The 24,560-nt window shown below is 55.2% G+C and carries 26 protein-coding genes and 4 tRNA genes; all 30 read left to right on the forward strand.

The window, feature by feature from the left end; translation table 11 throughout:
* Positions 1–129: 129 nt before the first annotated feature.
* Positions 130–1,089, forward strand: a complete 960-nt coding sequence (gene birA, locus HX793_RS15020; RefSeq protein WP_177095322.1) for a bifunctional biotin--[acetyl-CoA-carboxylase] ligase/biotin operon repressor BirA — start codon at positions 130–132, stop codon at positions 1,087–1,089.
* Positions 1,079–1,828 (forward strand): pantothenate kinase, encoded by a 750-nt coding sequence (locus HX793_RS15025; RefSeq protein WP_177053719.1) that lies wholly within the window; start codon positions 1,079–1,081, stop codon positions 1,826–1,828. The genes birA and HX793_RS15025 overlap by 11 nt, the downstream gene beginning before the upstream one ends.
* 7 nt (positions 1,829–1,835) lie before the next feature.
* A complete protein-coding gene (locus HX793_RS15030) occupies positions 1,836–2,282 on the forward strand; it encodes a hypothetical protein (RefSeq protein WP_122727773.1) in 447 nt (148 codons plus the stop codon).
* Positions 2,283–2,425: 143 nt separating this feature from the next.
* Positions 2,426–2,510 (forward strand) — tRNA-Tyr (locus HX793_RS15035).
* Positions 2,511–2,534: 24 nt separating this feature from the next.
* A tRNA-Gly gene (locus HX793_RS15040) sits at positions 2,535–2,608 on the forward strand.
* Between the two features lie 26 nt (positions 2,609–2,634).
* A tRNA-Thr gene (locus HX793_RS15045) sits at positions 2,635–2,710 on the forward strand.
* A gap of 161 nt (positions 2,711–2,871) precedes the next feature.
* Positions 2,872–2,947: transfer RNA gene (locus tag HX793_RS15050), tRNA-Trp, on the forward strand.
* 45 nt (positions 2,948–2,992) lie between these two features.
* Positions 2,993–3,361 (forward strand): preprotein translocase subunit SecE, encoded by a 369-nt coding sequence (secE, locus tag HX793_RS15055; RefSeq protein ID WP_003194658.1) that lies wholly within the window; start codon positions 2,993–2,995, stop codon positions 3,359–3,361.
* Between the two features lie 9 nt (positions 3,362–3,370).
* Positions 3,371–3,904 carry a transcription termination/antitermination protein NusG gene (nusG, locus tag HX793_RS15060; protein WP_003176436.1) on the forward strand — a complete coding sequence of 178 codons (534 nt, stop codon included), beginning with the start codon at positions 3,371–3,373 and terminating at the stop codon, positions 3,902–3,904.
* Positions 3,905–4,021: 117 nt separating this feature from the next.
* Positions 4,022–4,453: a 50S ribosomal protein L11 gene (gene rplK, locus HX793_RS15065; RefSeq protein WP_003176435.1), complete on the forward strand. Its 432-nt coding sequence runs from the start codon at positions 4,022–4,024 to the stop codon at positions 4,451–4,453.
* Positions 4,453–5,148: a 50S ribosomal protein L1 gene (rplA, locus tag HX793_RS15070; protein WP_003176434.1), complete on the forward strand. Its 696-nt coding sequence runs from the start codon at positions 4,453–4,455 to the stop codon at positions 5,146–5,148. Before rplK ends, rplA begins: the two co-directional genes overlap by 1 nt.
* A 199-nt stretch (positions 5,149–5,347) precedes the next feature.
* The gene (gene rplJ, locus HX793_RS15075; protein WP_016977599.1) at positions 5,348–5,848 is read left to right on the forward strand and encodes a 50S ribosomal protein L10; all 501 of its coding nucleotides are present in this window, start codon (positions 5,348–5,350) and stop codon (positions 5,846–5,848) included.
* Positions 5,849–5,926: 78 nt separating this feature from the next.
* Complete coding sequence (gene rplL, locus HX793_RS15080; protein WP_016977598.1) at positions 5,927–6,292, forward strand: 50S ribosomal protein L7/L12; 366 nt, start codon at positions 5,927–5,929, stop codon at positions 6,290–6,292.
* Between the two features lie 219 nt (positions 6,293–6,511).
* The gene (gene rpoB, locus HX793_RS15085; protein ID WP_010206926.1) at positions 6,512–10,585 is read left to right on the forward strand and encodes a DNA-directed RNA polymerase subunit beta; all 4,074 of its coding nucleotides are present in this window, start codon (positions 6,512–6,514) and stop codon (positions 10,583–10,585) included.
* A gap of 64 nt (positions 10,586–10,649) precedes the next feature.
* On the forward strand, positions 10,650–14,849 hold the full coding sequence (gene rpoC, locus HX793_RS15090; protein ID WP_016977596.1) for a DNA-directed RNA polymerase subunit beta': 4,200 nt from the start codon (positions 10,650–10,652) through the stop codon (positions 14,847–14,849).
* 216 nt (positions 14,850–15,065) lie between these two features.
* Positions 15,066–15,437, forward strand: a complete 372-nt coding sequence (gene rpsL / locus HX793_RS15095) for a 30S ribosomal protein S12 (protein ID WP_002555494.1) — start codon at positions 15,066–15,068, stop codon at positions 15,435–15,437.
* Between the two features lie 118 nt (positions 15,438–15,555).
* On the forward strand, positions 15,556–16,026 hold the full coding sequence (gene rpsG, locus HX793_RS15100; protein ID WP_002555493.1) for a 30S ribosomal protein S7: 471 nt from the start codon (positions 15,556–15,558) through the stop codon (positions 16,024–16,026).
* Positions 16,027–16,056: 30 nt separating this feature from the next.
* The gene (gene fusA, locus HX793_RS15105; protein ID WP_033900034.1) at positions 16,057–18,162 is read left to right on the forward strand and encodes an elongation factor G; all 2,106 of its coding nucleotides are present in this window, start codon (positions 16,057–16,059) and stop codon (positions 18,160–18,162) included.
* 30 nt (positions 18,163–18,192) lie between these two features.
* Complete coding sequence (gene tuf / locus HX793_RS15110) at positions 18,193–19,386, forward strand: elongation factor Tu (RefSeq protein WP_003176426.1); 1,194 nt, start codon at positions 18,193–18,195, stop codon at positions 19,384–19,386.
* 159 nt (positions 19,387–19,545) lie between these two features.
* Positions 19,546–19,857: a 30S ribosomal protein S10 gene (rpsJ, locus tag HX793_RS15115; RefSeq protein WP_003186070.1), complete on the forward strand. Its 312-nt coding sequence runs from the start codon at positions 19,546–19,548 to the stop codon at positions 19,855–19,857.
* Between the two features lie 81 nt (positions 19,858–19,938).
* Complete coding sequence (gene rplC / locus HX793_RS15120) at positions 19,939–20,574, forward strand: 50S ribosomal protein L3 (RefSeq protein ID WP_003194649.1); 636 nt, start codon at positions 19,939–19,941, stop codon at positions 20,572–20,574.
* A gap of 12 nt (positions 20,575–20,586) precedes the next feature.
* On the forward strand, positions 20,587–21,189 hold the full coding sequence (rplD, locus tag HX793_RS15125; RefSeq protein ID WP_003176424.1) for a 50S ribosomal protein L4: 603 nt from the start codon (positions 20,587–20,589) through the stop codon (positions 21,187–21,189).
* Positions 21,186–21,485 carry a 50S ribosomal protein L23 gene (gene rplW / locus HX793_RS15130; RefSeq protein ID WP_002555488.1) on the forward strand — a complete coding sequence of 100 codons (300 nt, stop codon included), beginning with the start codon at positions 21,186–21,188 and terminating at the stop codon, positions 21,483–21,485. The genes rplD and rplW overlap by 4 nt, the downstream gene beginning before the upstream one ends.
* Positions 21,486–21,499: 14 nt before the next feature.
* Positions 21,500–22,324: a 50S ribosomal protein L2 gene (gene rplB, locus HX793_RS15135; RefSeq protein WP_003186055.1), complete on the forward strand. Its 825-nt coding sequence runs from the start codon at positions 21,500–21,502 to the stop codon at positions 22,322–22,324.
* A 16-nt stretch (positions 22,325–22,340) separates the two neighbouring features.
* Entirely contained in the window at positions 22,341–22,616 is a 276-nt protein-coding gene (gene rpsS, locus HX793_RS15140; protein ID WP_003232420.1) for a 30S ribosomal protein S19, read from the forward strand.
* Between the two features lie 11 nt (positions 22,617–22,627).
* On the forward strand, positions 22,628–22,960 hold the full coding sequence (gene rplV / locus HX793_RS15145) for a 50S ribosomal protein L22 (RefSeq protein ID WP_003103908.1): 333 nt from the start codon (positions 22,628–22,630) through the stop codon (positions 22,958–22,960).
* Positions 22,961–22,973: 13 nt separating this feature from the next.
* Positions 22,974–23,660 (forward strand): 30S ribosomal protein S3, encoded by a 687-nt coding sequence (gene rpsC / locus HX793_RS15150; RefSeq protein ID WP_003176422.1) that lies wholly within the window; start codon positions 22,974–22,976, stop codon positions 23,658–23,660.
* A 12-nt stretch (positions 23,661–23,672) separates the two neighbouring features.
* Positions 23,673–24,086, forward strand: a complete 414-nt coding sequence (gene rplP, locus HX793_RS15155; protein WP_003176421.1) for a 50S ribosomal protein L16 — start codon at positions 23,673–23,675, stop codon at positions 24,084–24,086.
* Positions 24,086–24,277 carry a 50S ribosomal protein L29 gene (gene rpmC, locus HX793_RS15160; RefSeq protein WP_002555481.1) on the forward strand — a complete coding sequence of 64 codons (192 nt, stop codon included), beginning with the start codon at positions 24,086–24,088 and terminating at the stop codon, positions 24,275–24,277. Before rplP ends, rpmC begins: the two co-directional genes overlap by 1 nt.
* A 2-nt stretch (positions 24,278–24,279) precedes the next feature.
* Positions 24,280–24,546, forward strand: a complete 267-nt coding sequence (rpsQ, locus tag HX793_RS15165; RefSeq protein ID WP_003176419.1) for a 30S ribosomal protein S17 — start codon at positions 24,280–24,282, stop codon at positions 24,544–24,546.
* The last annotated feature ends 14 nt before the right edge of the window (positions 24,547–24,560 follow it).

The raw sequence follows: 24,560 nt of genomic DNA on the forward strand, positions 1-24,560 counted from the left end.
TTTTGTTTTGGGCGGTCGAAAAACACCAAGACGGCTATTTCGACGACCTTCAGTGCTAAGGTCCTGCGTTTCTATGCAATGACTCTGCGCATGGCTATTATGCGTGCCTCATTGTGAGGCGATACCTGCATGCTGACGTTGTTAAAACTTCTGAAAGATGGCCGATTCCACTCGGGGGAAGCGCTTGGCGCCGCCCTGGGTGTCAGCCGCAGTGCTGTCTGGAAGCAACTCCAGCACCTGGAAGCAGAGCTCAACCTATCCATACATAAGGTTCGGGGTAAGGGGTATCAATTGGCGTCGCCATTGGTGTTCTTGACTGCTGAAGATATTGCGTTGAGTGCGCCCTCCTTGGCGTGGCCCGTTCATATCTCTGACTCCGTTGACTCCACGAATGCTGAAGCCTTGCGTCTTGTTGATTCCGGATGCGCGGCGCCGTTCCTGGTGCTTGCGGAACAGCAAACGGCCGGCCGGGGTAGGAGGGGGCGAAAGTGGGTAAGTCCATTCGCACAAAATGTGTATTACAGCCTCGTATTGCGCATCGAGTCGGGCCTGCGGCAGTTGGAGGGGCTGAGCCTGGTTGTGGGCTTGGCGGTCATGCAGGCCTTGCGCGAGTCGGGTGTGCAGGGCGCAGCTCTGAAGTGGCCAAACGACGTTCTGGTAGGGCAGAAGAAAATTGCCGGGATTTTGTTGGAGTTGGTCGGAGACCCTGCTGATATCTGCCACGTTGTCCTCGGAATAGGCATCAATGTGAATATGCAAAGGGCTGACGAGGTGGACCAGCAATGGACTTCGGTGCAACTGCAGACAGGCTCTCTGGTGAATCGCAATGCGCTGGTGGCGCAATTGGGGTTGCAGCTGCAAAGCTACCTTGAGCGGCACCGCAAGGGTAGTTTTGTCGCACTCAAAGATGAGTGGGAGCAGAATCACGCCTGGCAGGGGCGGCGGGTGTCCCTTATCGCGGGTGTCAGCCAAGTCGATGGCGTTGTACTGGGCGTAGACCGCCAGGGTGCACTGCGCTTGAGCGTTGATGGTGTTGAGAAAACATACAGTGGTGGTGAGTTAAGCCTGAGGTTGCGTGATGATTCTTGAGCTCGACTGTGGGAATAGCTTTATCAAATGGCGTGTGCTTGATGCTGATAGCGCGAATGCCTCTTCGGAGGGGGTTGTTGGTTCGGATCTGGCTTTGATTGAAAGCCTCGTGGCGCTTCCCGGATTGTTGCTGACGCGTTGCCGGCTGGTGAGCGTTCGTGCCCTGGAAGAAACAAGCAAGCTGGTTGCGGTCCTGCATGAGGCTTTCGGCGTTGCTGTCTCCTGTGCTGCTCCCGCGCGCGAAATGGCCGGAGTGCGTAACGGCTACGAAGATTTTGAGCGCCTGGGTCTTGATCGTTGGCTCGCAATGCTGGGTGGATTCAAGCTGGCGCACGGCGCATGCCTGGTGCTTGATTTTGGCACGGCAGCCACGGCGGATTTTATTGCGGCGGATGGCGAGCACCTTGGTGGTTTCATTTGTCCAGGTATGCCGCTCATGCGCAATCAGCTGCGAACTCATACACGCAAGATACGGTACGACGATGCCGCCGCCGAAAGGGCGCTGGAGCGCCTCTCTCCAGGTCGTACGACCGTAGAGGCGGTGGAGCGAGGTTGTACGCTTATGCTCAGAGGGTTTGTACTGACTCAGTTGGAGTTGGCGCGAAGCTACTGGGGCGATGATTTCACGGTGTTTCTCACCGGGGGGGACGCCGATTTGGTGGCAGGTGCAGTGCCGCAAGCCCGACTCGTTCCGGATCTGGTTTTTGTCGGTTTGGCGATGGCTTGTCCTTTGTCCTGAGGTGATTATGCGTTGGTTGTTTTTGCTTTTACTTGTCCTCAACGCCTTCTACTACATATGGCATCAGCAAGAAGCGCCGTTGCGTGCCAAAGATGTTACGCCTCTGAGCCTTTATAAGGGTGGGCAGCAGGACATTCGCCTGCTCAGTGAGTCCTCTGATGCTGTGGTGCGCAGAGATCGTGCAAAGGCAGCAGAGGCGCAAAATACCTGTTTGTACATTGGTGGTTTTGCGGATCAGCGACAGGCTCAGTCGGTAGAGCAGCGGCTGACAAGCCTGGATATAAAGGCCAAGCTTCAATTGCTGAATACTGCTGAAGCTTCCGGCTATTGGCTGCGCGTAGCCCCTGAAAGCCGACGCCTGGCTGAGGATCTGCCTTTTGAAAACCTTGCTAAGGAATTCAATGAGTTAAAACATAAAATAATGTTGTGCGAAGGCGTTGCATCTCTCGAATAGTTTGCATAGAATGGCGCCCGCTTCGCAGTGAAGACCTTTAAGGTCTACAGCGTGAAGCGAAGGTCAATGCAGCTAACCTCATATTTTTAAATGAGAAAATGCTTGACAGAAGGTCGGCGTAATGTAAAATGCCGGCTCGCTTAGGAGGGGTTCCCGAGCGGCCAAAGGGATCAGACTGTAAATCTGACGTCTACGACTTCGAAGGTTCGAATCCTTCCCCCTCCACCATTTTTAGCGTGAGCTGCAAGCTCCGCGGGTATAGTTTAGTGGTAGAACCTCAGCCTTCCAAGCTGATGATGCGGGTTCGATTCCCGCTACCCGCTCCAAGTTTGCAGGTTGTGCAAGATGTTTTGCTCTTGTAGCTCAGTTGGTAGAGCACACCCTTGGTAAGGGTGAGGTCAGCGGTTCAAATCCGCTCAAGAGCTCCATATAACAAGGCAGATATGAAAATATCTGCCTTTGTTTTAACAGCTGCCTCGGCTTGTTGGTGTTGTGTCTGGCTTTATTGTCAGGTGATTTCAAGTCTAGTGGGGTTGGTTGTTGTAAAGTCTTTTTCAGGCCTGCATAATGGTCGGCCTGATTTTGTTTTAGGTCAGTAGCTCAATTGGCAGAGCGACGGTCTCCAAAACCGTAGGTTGGGGGTTCGATTCCCTCCTGACCTGCCAGATTCACGTGGTGTATCTGGCTTTCTTTTCACAGGATCTTCATAGATGACTCCTAAGGCTGAAGCTCAAAGCTCTCGTTTCGATCTGGTCAAGTGGCTCGCTGTAGTCGCCTTGGTGGTCGTAGGCGTTGTTGGCAATCAGTACTATTCTGCTTCGCCGATCCTGTACCGCGTGCTCGCTTTGCTTGCCCTTGCTGCTGTAGCTGCCTTTGTAGGCCTGCAGACTGCTAAAGGCAAGTCTTTCGCGGTCCTGGTAAAGGAAGCTCGCACCGAAATTCGTAAAGTCGTTTGGCCGACTCGCCAAGAAACCACGCAGACCACGTTGATCGTTGTGGCTGTTGTTCTGGTTATGGCGTTGCTGTTGTGGGGGCTTGATTCCCTGCTCGGCTGGCTTGTTTCCTTGATTGTTGGCTAAGGGTGTCCCGTGGCTAAGCGTTGGTACGTTGTGCATGCTTACTCGGGTTACGAGAAGCATGTTATGCGCTCTTTGCTAGAGCGCGTAAAGCTGGCAGGCATGGAAGATGGCTTCGGCGAAATTCTGGTTCCCACTGAAGAAGTGGTTGAAATGCGGAATGGCCAGAAGCGTAAAAGTGAACGCAAGTTCTTCCCTGGCTACGTGCTGGTTCAGATGGACATGAATGAAGGTACTTGGCACTTGGTCAAGGATACCCCTCGTGTCATGGGCTTTATCGGCGGTACCGCTGATAAGCCTGCTCCTATTACTGACAAAGAGGCGGAAGCGATTCTGCGTCGTGTTGCTGATGGTAGCGACAAGCCTAAGCCGAAGACGTTGTTCGAGCCGGGTGAGGTTGTTCGTGTCACAGATGGTCCGTTTGCTGATTTCAACGGTACTGTCGAAGAAGTTAACTACGAAAAGAGCCGGATCCAAGTGGCGGTGCTCATTTTCGGTCGCTCTACTCCGGTAGAGCTAGAGTTCAGTCAGGTCGAGAAGGTCTAGCTGAACAAGCATCCCAACCCCGCAGCCTTAGGCTGTGGGGTTTTGTCGTCACTGGGATAAACGCGCAAGTAACCGGGGAGCCTTTCGAGGCGTTTGAACCCGTAATTGGAGTGCCTCATGGCCAAGAAGATTACCGCTTACATCAAGCTGCAAGTGAAGGCCGCTCAGGCCAACCCTAGTCCACCTGTCGGTCCAGCTCTGGGTCAGCACGGCGTGAACATCATGGAATTCTGCAAGGCCTTCAACGCCCGTACTCAGGGTCTTGAGCCAGGTCTGCCGACTCCAGTGATCATCACTGTATACAGCGACCGTAGCTTCACTTTCGAAACCAAGTCGACCCCGGCTTCGGTTCTGTTGAAGAAAGCTGCTGGTCTGACTAGCGGTTCCGCTCGTCCTAACACCGTTAAGGTTGGCACTGTAACTCGTGCTCAGCTGGAAGAAATCGCGAAAACCAAAAACGCGGATCTGACTGCAGCTGATATGGATGCAGCCGTGCGTACCATCGCCGGTTCTGCTCGTAGCATGGGCCTTAACGTGGAGGGTGTGTAATGGCTAAGCTGACCAAGCGCCAAAAGGCTATCGCCGGCAAAATCGAAGCGGGCAAGTCCTACAACTTTGTAGACGCTGCTGCCCTGCTGACCGAGCTGTCGACTGTCAAGTTCAGCGAGTCCGTTGACGTTGCTGTAAACTTGGGTGTTGACCCACGTAAATCCGACCAGGTCGTTCGTAGCGCAACTGTGCTGCCACACGGTACTGGCAAGACTGTACGTGTAGCTGTCTTCACTCAAGGCCCAGCAGCTGAAGCTGCTCTGGCCGCCGGCGCTGATCGCGTTGGCATGGACGACCTGGCTGCCGAAATGAAAGGCGGCGACCTGAACTATGACGTCGTTATTGCTTCCCCGGATGCAATGCGCGTTGTAGGTCAGTTGGGTCAGATCCTGGGTCCACGTGGCCTGATGCCTAACCCTAAAGTCGGCACCGTAACGCCAGACGTAGCTACCGCGGTTAAGAACGCCAAGGCTGGTCAGGTTCGTTATCGCACCGACAAAAACGGCATCATTCACACCTCCGTTGGCAAAGTCGGCTTCGATGCCGTCAAGCTGAAGGAAAACGTTGAAGCCCTGATCGCTGATCTGAAGCGTATCAAGCCAGCTTCCTCGAAAGGTATCTACGTCAAGCGCGTTACCCTGAGCACCACTATGGGCCCAGGTCTGGTCATCGACCAAGGCTCGCTCGACGTATAAGACACAAGTTGGCGCGAGCGATCGCGCCAATTGAAAAAATTGGGGTCCCTGCCTGGCGGGGGCTATCCAAGACCGTAGGCGACGCAAGTCTTAAACCACAAGCCTACGCAGATGGTGCTCCCGGTTCCTTACCGAATCAGACACCAAAACGACATCCGGCTCCGGCCAGATGAAACGGTAACAAGCAGGAGTTAAACCCGTGGCAATTAATCTCGAAGACAAGAAGGCCATCGTCGCTGAAGTCAACGAGGCTGCCAAAGCTGCTCTGTCCGCTGTCGTGGCTGATGCCCGTGGTGTGACAGTAGGCGCTATGACCGGACTCCGTAAAGAGGCTCGTGAAGCTGGCGTATACGTACGTGTTGTACGTAACACCCTGCTCAAGCGCGCTGTTGCTGACACTGAATACAGTGTCCTCAACGACGTGTTCACCGGCCCGACCCTGATTGCGTTCTCCACCGACCATCCTGGCGCTGCTGCCCGTTTGTTCAAAGAGTTCGCCAAGGGTCAGGACAAGTTCGAGATCAAGGCAGCTGCGTTCGAGGGCAAGTTCCTCGCAGCTAACCAAATCGACGTACTGGCAACACTGCCGACCCGTAACGAAGCTATTTCGCAGCTGATGAGCGTGATTCAAGGCGCTACCAGCAAGCTGGCTCGTACTCTGGCCGCAGTTCGCGAGCAAAAAGAAGCTGCCGCAGCCTAAGGCTGAGCAACTTCTCTCGCGGTTTTTTGTTTATTTCGATGGCCGAGTAGGCCGTCCCCCAATTCAGGAAATACAGCAATGTCTATCTCCCAAGACGATATCCTCAACGCCGTAGCTGAAATGTCGGTTCTGCAGGTTGTTGAGCTGATCAAAGCTTTCGAAGAAAAATTCGGCGTTTCCGCTGCCGCTGCTTCCGCTGGCCCAGCCGCTGTTGCTGCTGTTGCTGAAGAGCAAACCGAATTCAACGTCATGCTGCTGGAAGCTGGCGAGAAGAAAGTAAACGTGATCAAGGCAGTACGTGAGCTGACCGGTCTGGGCCTGAAAGAAGCCAAGGCTGTAGTTGACGGCGCTCCTGCCCAGGTTCTGGAAGCTGTTGCCAAAGACGCAGCTGAAAAAGCCAAAGCAGTACTGGAAGAAGCAGGCGCTAAAGTCGAGCTGAAGTAAGCATCGACCTTGCGTCTCCAGCCCAAGCGTTAAGCTGAAGGCTGATGGCTGGTGGCTCTTGCCACCGGCCTTTTTCCGTTCTTGGCTGTCGACTCGGTCGCCGCCATTAACGCGCTGTAGCCACCCGATGCGGTGGTGCAAACCATGGGGTTTGCGAGATTTTCTGGCTGCTCCCGTCGGGAGGGCCAAACAAGCAGGTGACCAAGCTGGGGAACGCTGATGGCTTACTCATATACTGAGAAAAAACGTATCCGCAAGGACTTTAGCAAGTTGCCGGACGTCATGGATGTCCCGTACCTTCTGGCTATCCAGCTGGATTCGTATCGTGAATTCTTGCAGGCGGGAGCGACCAAAGATCAGTTCCGCGACGTGGGCCTGCATGCGGCCTTCAAATCCGTTTTCCCGATCATCAGCTACTCCGGCAATGCTGCGCTGGAGTACGTCGGTTATCGCCTGGGCGAACCGGCATTTGATGTCAAAGAATGCGTGTTGCGCGGTGTTACTTACGCCGTACCTTTGCGGGTAAAAGTGCGCCTGATCATTTTCGACAAAGAATCGTCGAACAAAGCGATCAAGGACATCAAAGAGCAAGAAGTCTACATGGGCGAAATCCCATTGATGACCGAGAACGGTACCTTCGTTATCAATGGTACCGAGCGTGTGATCGTTTCCCAGCTGCACCGTTCCCCGGGCGTGTTCTTCGACCACGACCGCGGCAAGACGCACAGCTCCGGCAAGCTCCTGTACTCCGCGCGGATCATTCCGTACCGCGGTTCGTGGTTGGACTTCGAGTTCGACCCGAAAGACTGCGTGTTCGTGCGTATCGACCGTCGTCGCAAGCTGCCGGCCTCGGTACTGCTGCGCGCGCTCGGCTACACCACTGAGCAAGTGCTGGATGCCTTCTACACCACCAACGTATTCAGCCTGAAGGATGAAACCCTCAAGCTGGAGCTGATCGCTTCGCGTCTGCGTGGTGAAATTGCCGTCCTGGACATCCAGGATGAAAAAGGCAAGGTCATTGTTGAAGCTGGCCGCCGTATCACTGCGCGCCATATCAACCAGATCGAAAAAGCCGGTATCAAAGAGCTGGAAGTGCCTCTGGACTACGTCCTGGGCCGCACGACCGCCAAGGTCATCGTTCACCCGGCTACAGGCGAAATCCTGGCTGAGTGCAACACCGAGCTGAACACCGAGATCCTGGCCAAAATCGCCAAGGCTCAGGTCGTTCGCATCGAGACCCTGTACACCAACGACATCGACTGCGGTCCGTTCATCTCCGACACGCTGAAGATCGACTCCACCAGCAACCAATTGGAAGCGCTGGTCGAGATCTATCGCATGATGCGTCCTGGTGAGCCGCCAACCAAAGACGCTGCCGAGACCCTGTTCAACAACCTGTTCTTCAGCCCTGAGCGCTATGACCTGTCTGCGGTCGGCCGGATGAAGTTCAACCGTCGTATCGGTCGTACCGAAATCGAAGGTTCGGGCGTGCTGTGCAAGGAAGACATCGTCGCGGTACTGAAGACCCTGGTCGACATCCGTAACGGTAAAGGCATCGTCGATGACATCGACCACCTGGGTAACCGTCGTGTTCGCTGTGTAGGCGAAATGGCCGAAAACCAGTTCCGCGTTGGCCTGGTACGTGTTGAGCGTGCGGTCAAAGAGCGTCTGTCGATGGCTGAAAGCGAAGGCCTGATGCCGCAAGACCTGATCAACGCCAAGCCAGTGGCTGCGGCGGTGAAAGAGTTCTTCGGTTCCAGTCAGCTCTCGCAGTTCATGGACCAGAACAACCCGCTCTCCGAGATCACCCACAAGCGCCGTGTTTCCGCACTGGGCCCGGGCGGTTTGACCCGTGAGCGTGCTGGCTTTGAAGTTCGTGACGTACACCCGACGCACTACGGTCGTGTTTGCCCGATCGAAACGCCGGAAGGTCCGAACATCGGTCTGATCAACTCTCTGGCTGCCTATGCGCGCACCAACCAGTACGGCTTCCTCGAGAGCCCGTACCGTGTGGTGAAAGACGCTCTGGTCACCGACGAGATCGTGTTCCTGTCCGCTATCGAAGAAGCTGATCACGTGATCGCTCAGGCTTCGGCCACGATGAACGACAAGAAAGTCCTGGTCGACGAGCTGGTAGCTGTTCGTCACTTGAACGAGTTCACCGTCAAGGCGCCGGAAGACGTCACCTTGATGGACGTATCGCCGAAGCAGGTAGTTTCGGTCGCTGCGTCGCTGATCCCGTTCCTGGAGCACGATGACGCCAACCGTGCGTTGATGGGTTCCAACATGCAGCGTCAAGCTGTACCGACCCTGCGCGCTGACAAGCCGCTGGTAGGTACCGGCATGGAGCGTAACGTAGCCCGTGACTCCGGCGTTTGCGTCGTGGCTCGTCGTGGCGGCGTGATCGACTCCGTTGATGCCAGCCGTATCGTGGTTCGTGTTGCCGATGACGAAGTAGAAACTGGCGAAGCCGGTGTCGACATCTACAACCTGACCAAATACACCCGCTCGAACCAGAATACCTGCATCAACCAGCGTCCGCTGGTGAGCAAGGGTGATCGCGTTCAGCGTAGCGACATCATGGCCGACGGCCCGTCCACCGACATGGGTGAACTGGCACTGGGTCAGAACATGCGCATCGCGTTCATGGCATGGAACGGCTTCAACTTCGAAGACTCCATCTGCCTGTCCGAGCGTGTTGTTCAAGAAGACCGTTTCACCACGATTCACATTCAGGAACTGACCTGTGTGGCCCGTGACACCAAGCTTGGGCCAGAGGAAATCACTGCAGACATCCCTAACGTGGGTGAAGCTGCACTGAACAAGCTGGACGAAGCCGGTATCGTTTACGTAGGTGCTGAAGTAGGCGCAGGCGACATCCTGGTCGGTAAGGTCACTCCGAAAGGCGAGACCCAGCTGACTCCGGAAGAGAAGCTGTTGCGTGCCATCTTCGGTGAAAAAGCCAGCGACGTTAAAGACACCTCCCTGCGTGTACCTACCGGTACCAAAGGCACTGTCATCGACGTACAGGTCTTCACCCGTGACGGCGTTGAGCGTGATGCTCGTGCACTGTCCATCGAGAAGACTCAGCTCGACGAGATCCGCAAGGACCTGAACGAAGAGTTCCGTATTGTTGAAGGCGCGACCTTCGAACGTCTGCGCTCCGCCCTGGTAGGCCACAAGGCTGAAGGCGGCGCAGGTCTGAAGAAAGGTCAGGACATCACCGACGAAATCCTCGACGGTCTTGAGCACGGCCAGTGGTTCAAACTGCGCATGGCTGAAGACGCTCTGAACGAGCAGCTCGAGAAGGCTCAGGCCTACATCGTTGATCGCCGCCGTCTGCTGGACGACAAGTTCGAAGACAAGAAGCGCAAACTGCAGCAGGGCGATGACCTGGCTCCAGGCGTGCTGAAAATCGTCAAGGTTTACCTGGCAATCCGTCGCCGCATCCAGCCGGGCGACAAGATGGCCGGTCGTCACGGTAACAAAGGTGTGGTCTCCGTGATCATGCCGGTTGAAGACATGCCGCACGATGCCAATGGCACCCCGGTCGACGTCGTCCTCAACCCGTTGGGCGTACCTTCGCGTATGAACGTTGGTCAGATCCTTGAAACCCACCTGGGCCTCGCGGCCAAAGGTCTGGGCGAGAAGATCAACCGTATGATCGAAGAGCAGCGCAAGGTCGCAGATCTGCGTAAGTTCCTGCACGAGATCTACAACGAGATCGGCGGTCGCAACGAAGAGCTGGACACCTTCTCCGACCAGGAAATCCTGGATCTGGCGAAGAACCTGCGCGGCGGCGTTCCAATGGCTACCCCGGTGTTCGACGGTGCCAAGGAAAGCGAAATCAAGGCCATGCTGAAACTGGCAGACCTGCCAGAAAGCGGCCAGATGCAGCTGTTCGACGGCCGTACCGGCAACAAGTTCGAGCGCCCGGTTACTGTTGGCTACATGTACATGCTGAAGCTGAACCACTTGGTAGACGACAAGATGCACGCTCGTTCTACCGGTTCGTACAGCCTCGTTACCCAGCAGCCGCTGGGTGGTAAGGCTCAGTTCGGTGGTCAGCGTTTCGGGGAGATGGAGGTCTGGGCACTGGAAGCATACGGTGCTGCTTACACTCTGCAAGAAATGCTCACAGTGAAGTCGGACGATGTGAACGGTCGGACCAAGATGTACAAAAACATCGTGGACGGCGATCACCGTATGGAGCCGGGCATGCCCGAGTCCTTCAACGTGTTGATCAAAGAAATTCGTTCCCTCGGCATCGATATCGATCTGGAAACCGAATAACACGTGACGCGAATCGAGAGCGGGGCTGTTTAGCCCGCTCTCTGCTCCGCCAGGAGGAAAGGCCTTGAAAGACCTACTGAATTTGCTGAAAAACCAGGGTCAAGTCGAAGAGTTCGACGCCATCCGTATTGGGTTGGCATCGCCTGAGATGATCCGTTCGTGGTCGTTCGGTGAAGTTAAAAAGCCGGAAACCATCAACTACCGTACGTTCAAACCTGAGCGTGACGGCCTGTTCTGCGCCAAGATCTTTGGCCCGGTTAAGGATTACGAGTGCCTGTGCGGTAAGTACAAGCGCTTGAAGCACCGTGGTGTGATCTGCGAGAAGTGCGGCGTTGAAGTTGCGCTGGCCAAGGTTCGTCGTGAGCGCATGGCGCACATCGAACTGGCTTCGCCGGTTGCCCACATCTGGTTCCTGAAATCGCTGCCGTCCCGTATCGGCTTGCTGATGGATATGACCCTGCGTGATATCGAACGCGTTCTCTACTTCGAGAGCTATGTCGTTATCGATCCAGGCATGACCACCCTTGAAAAAGGTCAGCTGCTGAACGACGAGCAGTACTTCGAAGCGCTGGAAGAGTTCGGCGACGATTTTGATGCCCGCATGGGTGCCGAAGCTGTCCGCGAACTGCTGCACGCTATCGACCTGGAACACGAGATTGGCCGCCTGCGTGAAGAAATTCCGCAAACCAACTCCGAAACCAAGATCAAGAAGCTGTCCAAGCGTCTGAAGTTGATGGAAGCCTTCCAGGGTTCCGGCAACTTGCCAGAGTGGATGGTACTGACCGTTCTGCCGGTTCTGCCGCCAGACCTGCGTCCGCTGGTACCGTTGGACGGTGGTCGTTTCGCGACGTCCGACCTCAACGACCTGTACCGCCGTGTAATCAACCGTAACAACCGCTTGAAGCGCCTGCTTGATCTGTCCGCTCCGGACATCATCGTGCGCAACGAAAAGCGTATGTTGCAAGAAGCTGTCGATGCCCTGCTCGACAACGGTCGTCGTGGCCGCGCTATCACTGGTTCGAACAAGCGTCCTCTGAAATCCTTGGCTGACATGATCAAGGGTAAGCAAGGTCGTTTCCGTCAGAACTTGCTCGGTAAGCGTGTTGACTACTCCGGTCGTTCGGTAATTACCGTAGGCCCGACCCTGCGTCTGCACCAGTGCGGTCTGCCTAAGAAGATGGCTCTGGAGCTGTTCAAGCCGTTCATCTTCGGCAAGCTGGAAATGCGCGGTCTCGCGACCACCATCAAAGCGGCCAAGAAAATGGTCGAGCGCGAACTGCCAGAGGTTTGGGACGTTCTCGCTGAGGTGATCCGCGAACACCCGGTTCTTCTCAACCGTGCACCGACCCTTCACCGTCTGGGTATCCAGGCGTTTGAACCGGTATTGATCGAAGGTAAGGCTATCCAGCTGCACCCTCTGGTCTGTGCTGCGTACAACGCCGACTTCGACGGCGACCAAATGGCCGTGCACGTACCGCTGACACTGGAAGCCCAGTTGGAAGCGCGCGCGTTGATGATGTCGACCAACAACATTCTGTCGCCAGCCAACGGTGAGCCAATCATCGTTCCGTCGCAGGACGTTGTATTGGGTCTGTACTACATGACCCGTGAAGCGATCAACGCCAAGGGCGAAGGTCGTGTGTTCGCTGACCTGCAAGAAGTTGACCGTGTGTTCCGTGCCGGCGAAGCCGCACTGCACGCCAAGGTCAAAGTGCGGATCAACGAAACCGTCAACGACCGTGATGGCGGCAGCGTGAGCGGCACCCGTATCGTCGACACTACCGTCGGCCGTGCGCTGCTGTATCAAGTTGTGCCAAAAGGTCTGTCGTACGACGTCGTCAACCTGCCGATGAAGAAAAAGGCGATCTCCAAGCTGATCAACCAGTGCTACCGCGTGGTTGGTTTGAAAGAGACCGTGATCTTCGCTGACCAGTTGATGTACACCGGTTTTGCTTATTCGACCATTTCCGGCGTTTCCATCGGTGTTAACGACTTCGTTATCCCGGATGAAAAAGCCCGCATCATCAATGCTGCTACTGATGAAGTGAAAGAGATCGAAAGCCAGTACGCCTCCGGCCTGGTAACCCAGGGCGAGAAGTACAACAAAGTGATCGACCTTTGGTCGAAGGCGAACGACGAAGTTTCCAAGGCGATGATGGCCAACCTCTCGAAAGAGAAGGTTATCGACCGTCACGGCGTGGAAGTCGATCAAGAGTCCTTCAACTCGATGTACATGATGGCCGACTCGGGCGCACGGGGTTCTGCTGCGCAGATCCGTCAGCTCGCCGGTATGCGTGGCCTGATGGCCAAGCCGGACGGCTCCATCATCGAAACGCCGATTACAGCGAACTTCCGTGAAGGTTTGAGCGTACTTCAGTACTTCATCTCGACTCACGGTGCTCGTAAAGGTCTGGCGGATACCGCGTTGAAAACCGCTAACTCCGGTTACCTGACGCGTCGTCTGGTAGACGTTGCACAAGATCTGGTTGTAACCGAGATCGATTGCGGTACCGAGCACGGCCTGCTGATGACTCCGCACATTGAAGGCGGTGACGTTGTAGAGCCACTGGGTGAGCGCGTATTGGGTCGTGTTATCGCCCGTGACGTATTCAAGCCAGGTACCGAGGAAGTTATCGTTCCTGCCGGCACCCTGGTAGACGAAAAGTGGGTCGAGTTCATCGAACTCAACAGCATCGACGAAGTGATCGTTCGCTCGCCGATCAGCTGCGAAACCCGCTACGGCATTTGCGCCAAGTGCTACGGCCGTGACTTGGCTCGTGGTCACCAGGTGAACATCGGTGAAGCGGTCGGCGTTATCGCTGCCCAGTCCATCGGTGAGCCGGGTACCCAGCTGACCATGCGTACGTTCCACATCGGTGGTGCGGCAAGCCGGACCTCCGCAGCCGACAGCGTTCAGGTGAAGAATGGCGGTACTGTCCGTCTGCACAACCTGAAACACGTTGAGCGAGTGGATGGCCACCTGGTTGCTGTGTCCCGTTCCGGTGAGCTGGCAATCGCTGATGACTACGGTCGTGAGCGCGAGCGTTACAAGCTGCCGTACGGTGCTGTGATTTCGGTTAAAGAAGGTGACAAGGTCGACGCTGGCGCAATCGTGGCCAAGTGGGATCCGCACACTCACCCAATCGTTACCGAAATGAAAGGTACCGTGACCTACGTGGGCATGGAAGAAGGCATCACGATCAAACGTCAGACTGACGAATTGACCGGTATGACCAACATTGAAGTACTCGACGCGAAAGATCGTCCAGCTGCCGGTAAAGACATCCGTCCTGCCGTGAAGATGGTCGATGACAACGGCAAGGATCTGTTGCTGCCAGGCACTGACGTAATCGCTCAGTACTTCCTGCCAGCCAACGCCCTGGTCGGTGTAGCGGATGGTGCGAAGATCGCGATCGGTGATGTTATCGCGCGTATCCCGCAAGAAACTTCGAAGACCCGTGACATCACCGGTGGTCTGCCGCGTGTTGCCGACTTGTTCGAAGCTCGTCGTCCGAAAGAGGCGTCGATTCTGGCTGAAGTCAGCGGCACCATCGCGTTCGGTAAAGAGACCAAGGGCAAGCGCCGTCTGGTCATTACCCCGAACGACGGTACTGATCCGTACGAAGAGCTGATTCCGAAGTGGCGTCACCTGAACGTCTTCGAAGGCGAACAGGTAAACCGCGGCGAAGTTATCTCCGACGGCCCGAGCGATCCACACGACATCCTGCGTCTGCTGGGTGTGAGTGCGCTGGCCAAGTACATCGTTAACGAGATCCAGGACGTTTACCGCCTGCAAGGCGTGAAGATCAACGATAAGCACATCGAGACCATCTTGCGTCAGATGCTGCGTAAAGTTGAAATCGCTGAATCCGGCGATTCAAGTTTCATCAAGGGCGACCAGATGGAACTGACTCACGTACTGGTAGAGAACGAGCGTCTGGGCGCGGAAGACAAGTTTGTCTCCAAGTTCACTCGCGTGCTGCTGGGTATCACCAAGGCGTCGTTGTCCACTGAGTCGTTCATCTCGGCGGCCTCCTTCCAGGAGACCACTCGCGTACTGACCGAAGCAGCGGTAACCGGCAAGCGCGATTACCTGCGCGGCCTGAAAGAAAACGTGGTTGTGGGTCGTCTGATCCCAGCCGGTACCGGTTTGGCTTACCACAGCGAGCGTAAGCGTCGCCGTGATGCTGACAAGCCGCTGCGCGTAAGCGCCAGTGAAGTGGAAGCTGCACTGACCGAAGCGCTGAACTCTAGCGGTAACTGAGTTCTGCACTAGATAAGTCTGGGCCCCGGCAGCCCCATTCGTCGGATCGAGGCATTTTTGCCCCGGTTCGGTGAGTGGGGATGTCGGGGCCTTGCCTTGACTGGGGGCAAGATCCTCTTTAGACTCTTGTACCCCTAAATTTGGCGGGAATTCGTTCCTGCCATTTTGCTTTTCTTGCAAGACAATAGCGTCGCAAGACAACAGTGGAGCTAGTAGATGGCAACTATCAACCAGCTGGTACGTCAGCCGCGTAAGCGTATCGTCGAGAAATCCGACGTACCTGCGCTGCAGAACTGCCCGCAACGTCGTGGCGTATGCACCCGTGTGTATACCACCACGCCGAAAAAACCTAACTCGGCACTGCGTAAAGTATGCCGTGTGCGCCTGACCAACGGTTTCGAGGTTTCCTCGTACATCGGTGGTGAAGGTCACAACCTGCAAGAGCACAGCGTGGTACTGATCCGCGGCGGTCGTGTAAAAGACTTGCCAGGTGTTCGTTACCACACCGTACGCGGCTCCTTGGATACTTCCGGCGTTAAAGGTCGTAACCAGGGTCGTTCGAAGTACGGTACCAAGAAGCCTAAGTAGTAGCGGCTTTTTGTAAAACTGAATCATCTTATTTTCTGAGTCGATAAGAGTAAGGTCGGAGGCGTCCCGCAAGGGCACCGATTCCGAACGAACCTGAAGACCGTTTGAGGGCTTATCCATGCCAAGAAGACGCGTAGCAGCCAAGCGCGAAGTGCTTGACGATCCAAAATACGGAAGCCAAATCCTGGCCAAGTTCATGAACCACGTGATGGAAAGCGGCAAGAAAGCCGTTGCCGAGCGTATCGTTTATGGCGCGCTGGAAAAGGTTAAAGAACGCAAGAACAGCGATCCCCTGGAAATCTTCGAGAAAGCTCTCGACGCCATCGCTCCGCTGGTCGAAGTGAAGTCGCGCCGTGTAGGCGGTGCTACTTACCAGGTTCCGGTCGAAGTTCGCCCGTCCCGTCGTAACGCTCTGGCAATGCGCTGGTTGGTAGACTTCGCCCGTAAGCGCGGCGAGAAGTCTATGGCTCTGCGTTTGGCCGGCGAGCTGTTGGACGCTGCTGAAGGTAAAGGTGCTGCTGTTAAGAAGCGTGAAGACGTGCACCGTATGGCTGAAGCTAACAAAGCTTTCTCGCACTACCGCTTCTAATCTTAGCTTCACTAATTTTGCGAGGGCTTTATGGCTCGTACTACTCCGATTAGCCGCTACCGTAACATCGGTATCGTTGCTCACGTGGATGCTGGTAAAACCACCACCACCGAGCGCGTACTGTTTTACACCGGCAAAAGTCACAAAATGGGCGAGGTGCATGACGGCGCCGCGACCACAGACTGGATGGTTCAGGAGCAGGAGCGTGGTATTACCATTACTTCTGCTGCTATCACCGCCTTCTGGAAAGGTTCCGAGAAGCAGTACAAAGACGAGCATCGTTTCAACGTAATCGATACCCCGGGCCACGTAGACTTCACCATTGAAGTTGAACGTTCCCTGCGCGTACTCGACGGCGCTGTCGTTGTGTTCTGCGGTACCTCGGGTGTTGAGCCTCAGTCGGAAACCGTATGGCGTCAAGCCAACAAGTACGGCGTTCCACGTCTTGTTTATGTAAACAAGATGGACCGTGCTGGTGCCAACTTCCTGCGCGTGATCGGTCAGATCAAGCAGCGTCTGGGTCACACCCCGGTGCCAATCCAATTGGCTATCGGTTCCGAAGACAACTTCCAGGGTCAGATCGATCTGATCAACATGGAAGCTGTTTACTGGAATGATTCCGACAAAGGTATGGTTCCTGTTCGTAAGCCTATCCCTGCAGAACTGCAGGAGCTGGCTGACGAGTGGCGCAACAACATGGTTGAGGCTGCTGCCGAAGCCAACGAAGAGCTGATGAACAAGTACCTCGAAGGTGAAGAGCTCACCAACGTGGAAATCAAGGCTGCTCTGCGTCAGCGTACTATCGCTGGCGAGATCGTCTTGGCTGTTTGCGGTTCTTCCTTCAAGAACAAGGGTGTTCCCCTGGTTCTCGACGCCGTTATCGACTACCTGCCGGCTCCAACCGACATTCCTGCTATCAAGGGTACCAACCCTGATAACGAGGAAGAAGAAATGGAGCGTCACGCCGATGACAGCGAGCCGTTCTCGGCTCTGGCGTTCAAGATCGCAACCGACCCATTCGTGGGTACTTTGACCTTCGTCCGCGTTTACTCGGGCGTGTTGGCCTCCGGCGACGGCGTGATCAACTCGGTTAAAGGCAAGAAAGAGCGCGTGGGTCGTATGGTGCAAATGCACGCAAACGCCCGTGAAGAGATCAAGGAAGTACGCGCTGGTGACATCGCGGCCCTGATCGGCATGAAGGACGTCACCACGGGTGAGACTTTGTGCGACGCTGCCAAGCCAATCATCCTGGTTCGCATGGACTTCCCGGAGCCGGTTATTTCGGTTGCCGTAGAGCCTAAGACCAAGGATGACCAGGAAAAAATGGGTATCGCTCTGGGCAAACTTGCTCAGGAAGATCCATCTTTCCGCGTCAAGACTGATGAAGAGACTGGTCAAACGATCATCTCCGGCATGGGCGAGCTGCACCTGGACATCCTGGTTGACCGGATGCGCCGTGAGTTCAACGTCGAAGCCAACATCGGTAAGCCTCAGGTTTCCTATCGTGAGCGCATCACGAAGAACTGTGAAATCGAAGGCAAGTTCGTTCGTCAGTCCGGCGGTCGTGGTCAGTTCGGTCACTGCTGGATCCGTTTTGCTCCTGCTGACGAAGGTCAGGAAGGTCTGCAATTCGTGAACGAAGTAGTGGGTGGTGTGGTTCCTAAGGAATACATCCCTGCTATCCAGAAGGGCATCGAAGAGCAGATGAAGAACGGTGTTGTTGCCGGCTATCCGCTGATCGGCCTGAAAGCAACCGTTTTTGACGGTTCTTACCACGACGTCGACTCCAACGAGATGGCGTTTAAGGTGGCTGCCTCCATGGCAACCAAGCAACTGGCCCAGAAGGGCGGTGGTGAGTTGCTTGAGCCGATCATGGCGGTAGAAGTTGTTACACCTGAAGACTATATGGGTGATGTCATGGGCGACCTTAACCGTCGTCGCGGCATGATCTTGGGTATGGAAGACACGGTTTCCGGCAAAGTGATTCGCGCCGAGGTTCCGCTGGGTGAGATGTTCGGTTATGCGACCGACGTTCGCTCCATGTCCCAGGGTCGCGCAAGCTACTCTATGGAATTCAAAAAATACAACACAGCTCCGGCGCACATCGCTGAAACTGTATCCAAAAAACAAGGCTGATTCAGTCCTTTAGGCAAGGAGTTAATTGTCGTGGCTAAAGAAAAATTTGATCGTTCCCTACCGCACGTCAACGTTGGCACCATCGGTCACGTTGACCACGGTAAAACCACTCTGACTGCTGCTCTGACTCGCGTTTGCTCCGAAGTTTTCGGTTCCGCAATCGTTGATTTCGATAAAATCGACAGCGCGCCAGAAGAAAAAGCTCGTGGTATCACCATCAACACCGCGCACGTTGAATACAACTCGCTGATCCGTCACTACGCTCACGTTGACTGCCCAGGTCACGCTGACTATGTGAAGAACATGATCACTGGTGCTGCTCAAATGGACGGCGCTATCCTGGTTTGCTCGGCCGCTGATGGTCCGATGCCACAAACCCGTGAGCACATCCTGCTGTCCCGTCAGGTAGGCGTTCCGTACATCGTGGTTTACCTGAACAAGGCTGACCTGGTAGACGACGCTGAGCTGCTGGAACTGGTTGAGATGGAAGTGCGCGATCTGCTGAGCACTTACGACTTCCCAGGTGACGACACTCCGATCATCATCGGTTCTGCTCGTATGGCTCTGGAAGGCAAAGACGACAACGAAATGGGCACCACGTCCGTTCGTAAACTGGTTGAGACTCTGGACAGCTACATCCCAGATCCAGTCCGTGTTATCGACAAGCCGTTCCTGATGCCAATCGAAGACGTATTCTCGATCTCCGGTCGCGGTACTGTTGTAACTGGTCGTATCGAGCGCGGTATCGTCAAGGTTCAAGATCCACTGGAAATCGTTGGTCTGCGTGACACTACCGTCACTACCTGCACCGGTGTTGAAATGTTCCGTAAACTGCTCGACGAAGGTCGTGCTGGCGAGAACTGCGGCGTTCTGCTGCGTGGTACCAAGCGTGACGACGTTGAGCGTGGCCAGGTTCTGGTTAAGCCAGGTTCGGTTAAGCCGCACACCAAGTTCGAAGCTGAAGTGTACGTGCTGAGCAAAGAAGAAGGCGGTCGTCACACTCCGTTCTTCAAAGGCTACCGTCCACAGTTCTACTTCCGTACTACCGACGTAACTGGTAACTGCGAACTGCCGGAAGGCGTAGAAATGGTAATGCCAGGCGACAACATCAAAATGGTTGTCACCCTGATCAAAACCATCGCTATGGAAGACGGCCTGCGTTTCGCAATCCGTGAAGGCGGCCGTACCGTTGGTGCTGGCGTTGTAGCTAAAATCATCGAGTAATTATCTCTTCTGAGATAGCTCTGATGTTTTGAAAAGGCCCCCGCTCAGCGGGGGCCTTTTTTATTGGGTTGACACCTATCAGGGCCGTCTATAGAATTGCGCCTCCTTTTAACGGGCGTATTGCGCTCGCTGGGAATAGCAGCCGGAGTCTGAAATCCAATGCAAAATCAGCAAATCCGTATCAGGTTGAAGGCTTTTGACCATCGCCTGATCGACCAATCCACCCAGGAAATCGTGGAAACCGCGAAACGTACTGGTGCACAAGTGCGTGGTCCAATTCCACTGCCTACCCGTAAAGAGCGGTTCACCGTTCTGGTCTCTCCGCACGTCAACAAAGACGCGCGCGACCAGTACGAGATCCGTACTCATAAGCGCGTACTGGACATCGTCCAGCCAACGGATAAAACCGTTGATGCACTTATGAAGCTCGATCTGGCGGCCGGTGTGGAAGTACAGATCAGCCTCGGCTAAGACTCGGGTCTTAGTCGTGTAACGCTCTGAAATGGGCGGCCATAGCGGGTGAAAGCCCCGTACACTCATGAGGTTTACAACATGACTATTGGTGTAGTCGGTCGTAAATGCGGTATGACCCGTATTTTCACCGAAGAAGGTGTCTCCATTCCGGTCACGGTCATTGAGATCGAACCGAATCGCGTCACCCAGTTCAAAACTGAAGAGACCGATGGCTATCGTGCAGTGCAAGTCACTGTCGGCGAGCGTCGTGCTTCGCGTGTGACTGCTGCTCAAGCAGGTCACTTCGCTAAAGCAAACGTTGCAGCTGGTCGCACTGTTATGGAGTTCCGTCTTGAAGATGGCGACTACCAGGCTGGCGATCTGATCAACGCTGAAATCTTCGCTGCTGGTCAACTGGTTGATGTAACCGGTCAGTCCAAAGGTAAAGGCTTTCAGGGTACGATCAAGCGTTGGAATTTCCGTGGCCAAGACAACACTCACGGTAACTCCGTTTCCCACCGCGTCCCGGGCTCTATTGGCCAGTGCCAGACTCCTGGTCGTGTATTCAAGGGCAAGAAAATGTCCGGTCATATGGGCGCTGAGCGCGTGACCGTGCAGTCCCTCGAAGTAGTGCGCGTCGACGCTGAACGCAATCTGTTGTTGGTCAAGGGTGCTGTTCCTGGCGCTACTGGCGGCAACCTGGTTGTACGTCCGGCGGCCAAGGCTCGCGGTTAAGGGGAAGCTGACATGCAATTAAATGTAAATGACGCTCAAGCGATCGAAGTTTCCGAACTGACGTTTGGCGGCGAGTTCAACGAGACGCTGGTTCACCAAGCAGTCGTGGCCTACATGGCCGGCGGCCGTCAAGGTAGCAAGCAGCAAAAGACCCGTTCCGACGTTCGTGGTGGCGGTAAGCGCCCTTGGCGTCAGAAAGGTACTGGCCGTGCTCGTGCCGGTACTATCCGTAGCCCAATCTGGCGTGGCGGTGGTACCACTTTCGCAGCTCGTCCACAGGATCACTCGCAGAAGCTCAACAAGAAGATGTACCGCGCAGCTCTGCGCTCCATCCTTGCTGAACTCGTGCGTACTGACCGTCTGGTCGTGGTTCAGGACTTCGCTGTTGAAAGCCCGAAAACCAAAGATCTGCTGGGCAAACTGAACAACATGAGCCTGACCGACGTTTTGATCGTGTCGGAAGCTGTTGATCAGAACCTGTACCTGGCTGCTCGCAACCTGCCACACGTTGATGTACGTGACGTGCAAGGTTCCGATCCAGTTAGTCTGATCGCATACGACAAGGTGTTGATCACCGTGTCGGCCGTGAAGAAATTCGAGGAGCTGCTGGGATGAACCAGGAACGCGTATTTAAAGTTCTGCTTGGCCCGCACGTTTCCGAAAAGGCTACGGTTCTGGCTGACAAGAAAGGCCAGTTCGTTTTCAAGGTTGCAACTGACGCAACCAAGCTGGAAATCAAGAAGGCCGTCGAAAGCCTGTTCAGCGTGAAAGTAGAGCGTGTTACTACCCTGAATGTTCTGGGTAAGAGCAAGCGCACTGCTCGCGGTCTGGGCAAGCGTAATGACTGGAAGAAGGCAGTTATCTCCCTTCAGCCAGGCCAAGATCTCGATTTCAGCAGCAGTGCTGAGTAAGGAAGGGGTGCATCATGGCAATCGTTAAATGCAAACCGACTTCCCCTGGCCGCCGTTTTGTGGTCAAGGTGGTCAACCAGGAGCTGCATAAAGGCGCTCCTCACGCACCGCTGCTCGAGAAAAAATCGAAGTCTGGTGGTCGTAACAACAATGGTCGTATTACCACTCGTCACATCGGTGGTGGCCATAAGCAGCATTATCGTCTGGTCGACTTCCGTCGCAACGACAAAGATGGCATCGCTGCCACTGTCGAGCGTATCGAATACGATCCAAACCGTACTGCTCACATCGCTCTGCTGCTGTACGCAGATGGCGAGCGTCGCTACATCATCGCCCCTAAAGGCGTGAGCGCTGGCGACCAGCTGATCGCAGGTGCTCTGGCACCGATCAAGCCGGGCAACGCTCTGCAACTGCGCAACATTCCAGTTGGTAGCACCGTACACGGCATCGAATTGAAGCCAGGTAAAGGCGCGCAAATCGCTCGTTCCGCTGGTGCTTCGGCTCAGCTGATCGCTCGTGAAGGTGTCTACGTGACCCTGCGTCTGCGTTCTGGTGAGATGCGTAAAGTGCTGGCTGAATGCCGCGCGACCCTGGGCGAAGTCTCGAACTCCGAGCACAGCCTGCGTTCGCTGGGTAAAGCTGGTGCCAAACGCTGGCGTGGCGTTCGCCCAACCGTTCGTGGTGTTGCCATGAACCCGGTTGACCACCCACACGGTGGTGGTGAAGGTCGTACCTCTGGTGGTCGTCATCCGGTATCGCCATGGGGCTTCCCGACTAAGGGCGCGAAGACTCGTGGTAATAAGCGTACCGACAAAATGATCGTCCGTCGTCGCAAGTAAATAGAGGGATACGACAGTGCCACGTTCTCTGAAAAAAGGTCCTTTTATTGATCTTCACCTACTGAAGAAGATCGAAGTGGCGGCGGAAAAGAACGATCGCAAACCGGTGAAAACCTGGTCGCGTCGTTCGATGATCCTGCCACAAATGGTCGGTCTGACCATCGCTGTACACAACGGTCGCTTGCACGTCCCAGTTCTCGTGAACGAAGACATGGTCGGCCACAAACTAGGCGAGTTTGCCGGTACCCGCACTTATCGTGGGCACGTGGCAGACAAGAAAGCCAAGCGTTAAGGGGTTAGGAAATGGAAGTAGCCGCTAAGTTGTCGGGCGCTCGAATCTCCGCCCAGAAAGCCCGCTTGGTCGCCGACCAGATCCGCGGGAAGAAGGTGGGCGAAGCGCTCAACCTGTTGGCTTTCAGCAGTAAGAAAGCCGCCGAGATCATGAAGAAAGTGCTGGAGTCGGCCGTAGCCAACGCCGAGCATAACGAAGGCGCAGACGTTGATGACCTGAAGGTCAGCACCGTTTTCGTCAACGAAGGGCGTTCGCTGAAGCGCATCATGCCACGTGCCAAAGGCCGTGCTGATCGCATCGTCAAGCGGTCTTGCCATATCACTGTCAAGGTTGCTGACAAGTAACGGAGTCGAAGAGATGGGTCAGAAAGTACATCCCATTGGCATTCGCCTGGGAATCGTCAAGGAGCACACCTCCGTCTGGTACGCAGACGGTCGGACTTATGCGGACTATTTGTTCGCTGATCTGAAGGTGCGTGAGTATCTCCAAGACAAACTAAAAAGCGCGTCCGTAAGCCGTATCGATATCCATCGTCCGGCCCAAACTGCACGTATCACCATCCACACCGCTCGCCCAGGTATCGTTATCGGGAAGAAAGGTGAAGATGTTGAGAAACTGCGTCAGGACCTGACCAAGCAAATGGGTGTGCCTGTGCACATCAATATCGAAGAGATCCGCAAGCCGGAACTCGACGGTATGCTGGTTGCGCAGAGCGTAGCTCAGCAGCTGGAGCGTCGCGTAATGTTCCGTCGCGCTATGAAGCGCGCTGTACAGAACGCCATGCGCATTGGTGCCAAAGGCATCAAAATCCAAGTGAGCGGTCGTCTCGGCGGTGCTGAAATCGCACGTACTGAATGGTATCGCGAAGGTCGTGTGCCACTGCACACCCTGCGTGCCGACATCGACTATGCCAACTACGAAGCTCACACCACTTACGGTGTGATCGGTGTAAAGGTTTGGATCTTCAAAGGCGAAGTAATTGGTGGTCGCCAAGAAGAACTGAAACCACAAGCACCAGCGCCTCGTAAAAAAGCTGCTAAGTAAGGGGTACGCCAAATGTTGCAACCTAAGCGTACGAAGTTCCGCAAGCAGATGACAGGCCACAACCGTGGTCTGGCTCAGCGCGGTAGCAAAGTCAGCTTCGGCGAGTTCGCGCTGAAGTCTGTAGCTCGTGGTCGTCTCACCGCTCGTCAGATCGAGTCAGCGCGTCGTGCTCTGACCCGTCACGTAAAACGTGGCGGCAAGATCTGGATCCGTGTATTCCCGGACAAGCCGATCTCCAAGAAGCCTCTCGAAGTGCGGATGGGTAAAGGTAAGGGTAACGTGGAATACTGGGTAGCCCAGATTCAGCCAGGCAAAGTCCTGTATGAAATCGAGGGTGTTTCTGAAGAGCTGGCGCGTGAGGCTTTCGCCCTGGCTGCTGCAAAGCTGCCGCTCGCCACCTCCTTTGTTAAACGGACGGTGATGTGATGAAAGCGAATGAACTTCGTGAAAAATCCGCACAGCAGCTGAACGAGCAACTGCTCGGCTTGCTGCGCGACCAGTTCAATCTGCGCATGCAGAAAGCAACTGGCCAGTTGGGGCAGTCGCATCTGCTCTCGCAAGTTAAGCGTGACATCGCTCGCGTGAAGACTGTGCTCAACCAGCAGGCAGGTAAGTGATCATGGCTGAAGCCGAAAAGACTGTCCGTACGCTGACTGGCCGTGTTGTCAGCGACAAGATGGACAAAACCATCACCGTTCTGATCGAGCGTCGCGTTAAGCACCCGATCTACGGTAAATATGTTAAGCGTTCGACTAAGCTGCACGCGCACGACGAAACCAATCAGTGCCACATCGGCGACAAAGTCACTATTCGTGAAACTCGTCCGCTGGCCAAGACCAAGTCTTGGGCACTGGTTGATGTTCTCGAACGCGCTGTGGAAGTCTAAGGACTAGGGGTCGG

It is taken from the genome of Pseudomonas reactans (genome assembly GCF_013387025.1).
In the GTDB taxonomy this organism is placed as follows: Bacteria; Pseudomonadota; Gammaproteobacteria; order Pseudomonadales; family Pseudomonadaceae; genus Aquipseudomonas; species Aquipseudomonas reactans.

Excerpts from the sequence above, each read along its gene's own strand:
- birA (WP_177095322.1), top strand. The coding sequence starts at position 130 with ATGCTGACGTTGTTAAAACTTCTGAAAGATGGCCGATTCCACTCGGGG.
- HX793_RS15025 (WP_177053719.1), top strand. The coding sequence starts at position 1,079 with ATGATTCTTGAGCTCGACTGTGGGAATAGCTTTATCAAATGGCGTGTG.
- HX793_RS15030 (WP_122727773.1), top strand. The coding sequence starts at position 1,836 with ATGCGTTGGTTGTTTTTGCTTTTACTTGTCCTCAACGCCTTCTACTAC.
- secE (WP_003194658.1), top strand. The coding sequence starts at position 2,993 with ATGACTCCTAAGGCTGAAGCTCAAAGCTCTCGTTTCGATCTGGTCAAG.
- rplK (WP_003176435.1), top strand. The coding sequence starts at position 4,022 with ATGGCCAAGAAGATTACCGCTTACATCAAGCTGCAAGTGAAGGCCGCT.
- rplA (WP_003176434.1), top strand. The coding sequence starts at position 4,453 with ATGGCTAAGCTGACCAAGCGCCAAAAGGCTATCGCCGGCAAAATCGAA.
- rplL (WP_016977598.1), top strand. The coding sequence starts at position 5,927 with ATGTCTATCTCCCAAGACGATATCCTCAACGCCGTAGCTGAAATGTCG.
- rpoB (WP_010206926.1), top strand. The coding sequence starts at position 6,512 with ATGGCTTACTCATATACTGAGAAAAAACGTATCCGCAAGGACTTTAGC.
- rpsL (WP_002555494.1), top strand. The coding sequence starts at position 15,066 with ATGGCAACTATCAACCAGCTGGTACGTCAGCCGCGTAAGCGTATCGTC.
- rpsG (WP_002555493.1), top strand. The coding sequence starts at position 15,556 with ATGCCAAGAAGACGCGTAGCAGCCAAGCGCGAAGTGCTTGACGATCCA.
- fusA (WP_033900034.1), top strand. The coding sequence starts at position 16,057 with ATGGCTCGTACTACTCCGATTAGCCGCTACCGTAACATCGGTATCGTT.
- rpsJ (WP_003186070.1), top strand. The coding sequence starts at position 19,546 with ATGCAAAATCAGCAAATCCGTATCAGGTTGAAGGCTTTTGACCATCGC.
- rplC (WP_003194649.1), top strand. The coding sequence starts at position 19,939 with ATGACTATTGGTGTAGTCGGTCGTAAATGCGGTATGACCCGTATTTTC.
- rplD (WP_003176424.1), top strand. The coding sequence starts at position 20,587 with ATGCAATTAAATGTAAATGACGCTCAAGCGATCGAAGTTTCCGAACTG.
- rplW (WP_002555488.1), top strand. The coding sequence starts at position 21,186 with ATGAACCAGGAACGCGTATTTAAAGTTCTGCTTGGCCCGCACGTTTCC.
- rplB (WP_003186055.1), top strand. The coding sequence starts at position 21,500 with ATGGCAATCGTTAAATGCAAACCGACTTCCCCTGGCCGCCGTTTTGTG.
- rplV (WP_003103908.1), top strand. The coding sequence starts at position 22,628 with ATGGAAGTAGCCGCTAAGTTGTCGGGCGCTCGAATCTCCGCCCAGAAA.
- rpsC (WP_003176422.1), top strand. The coding sequence starts at position 22,974 with ATGGGTCAGAAAGTACATCCCATTGGCATTCGCCTGGGAATCGTCAAG.
- rplP (WP_003176421.1), top strand. The coding sequence starts at position 23,673 with ATGTTGCAACCTAAGCGTACGAAGTTCCGCAAGCAGATGACAGGCCAC.
- rpmC (WP_002555481.1), top strand. The coding sequence starts at position 24,086 with ATGAAAGCGAATGAACTTCGTGAAAAATCCGCACAGCAGCTGAACGAG.
- rpsQ (WP_003176419.1), top strand. The coding sequence starts at position 24,280 with ATGGCTGAAGCCGAAAAGACTGTCCGTACGCTGACTGGCCGTGTTGTC.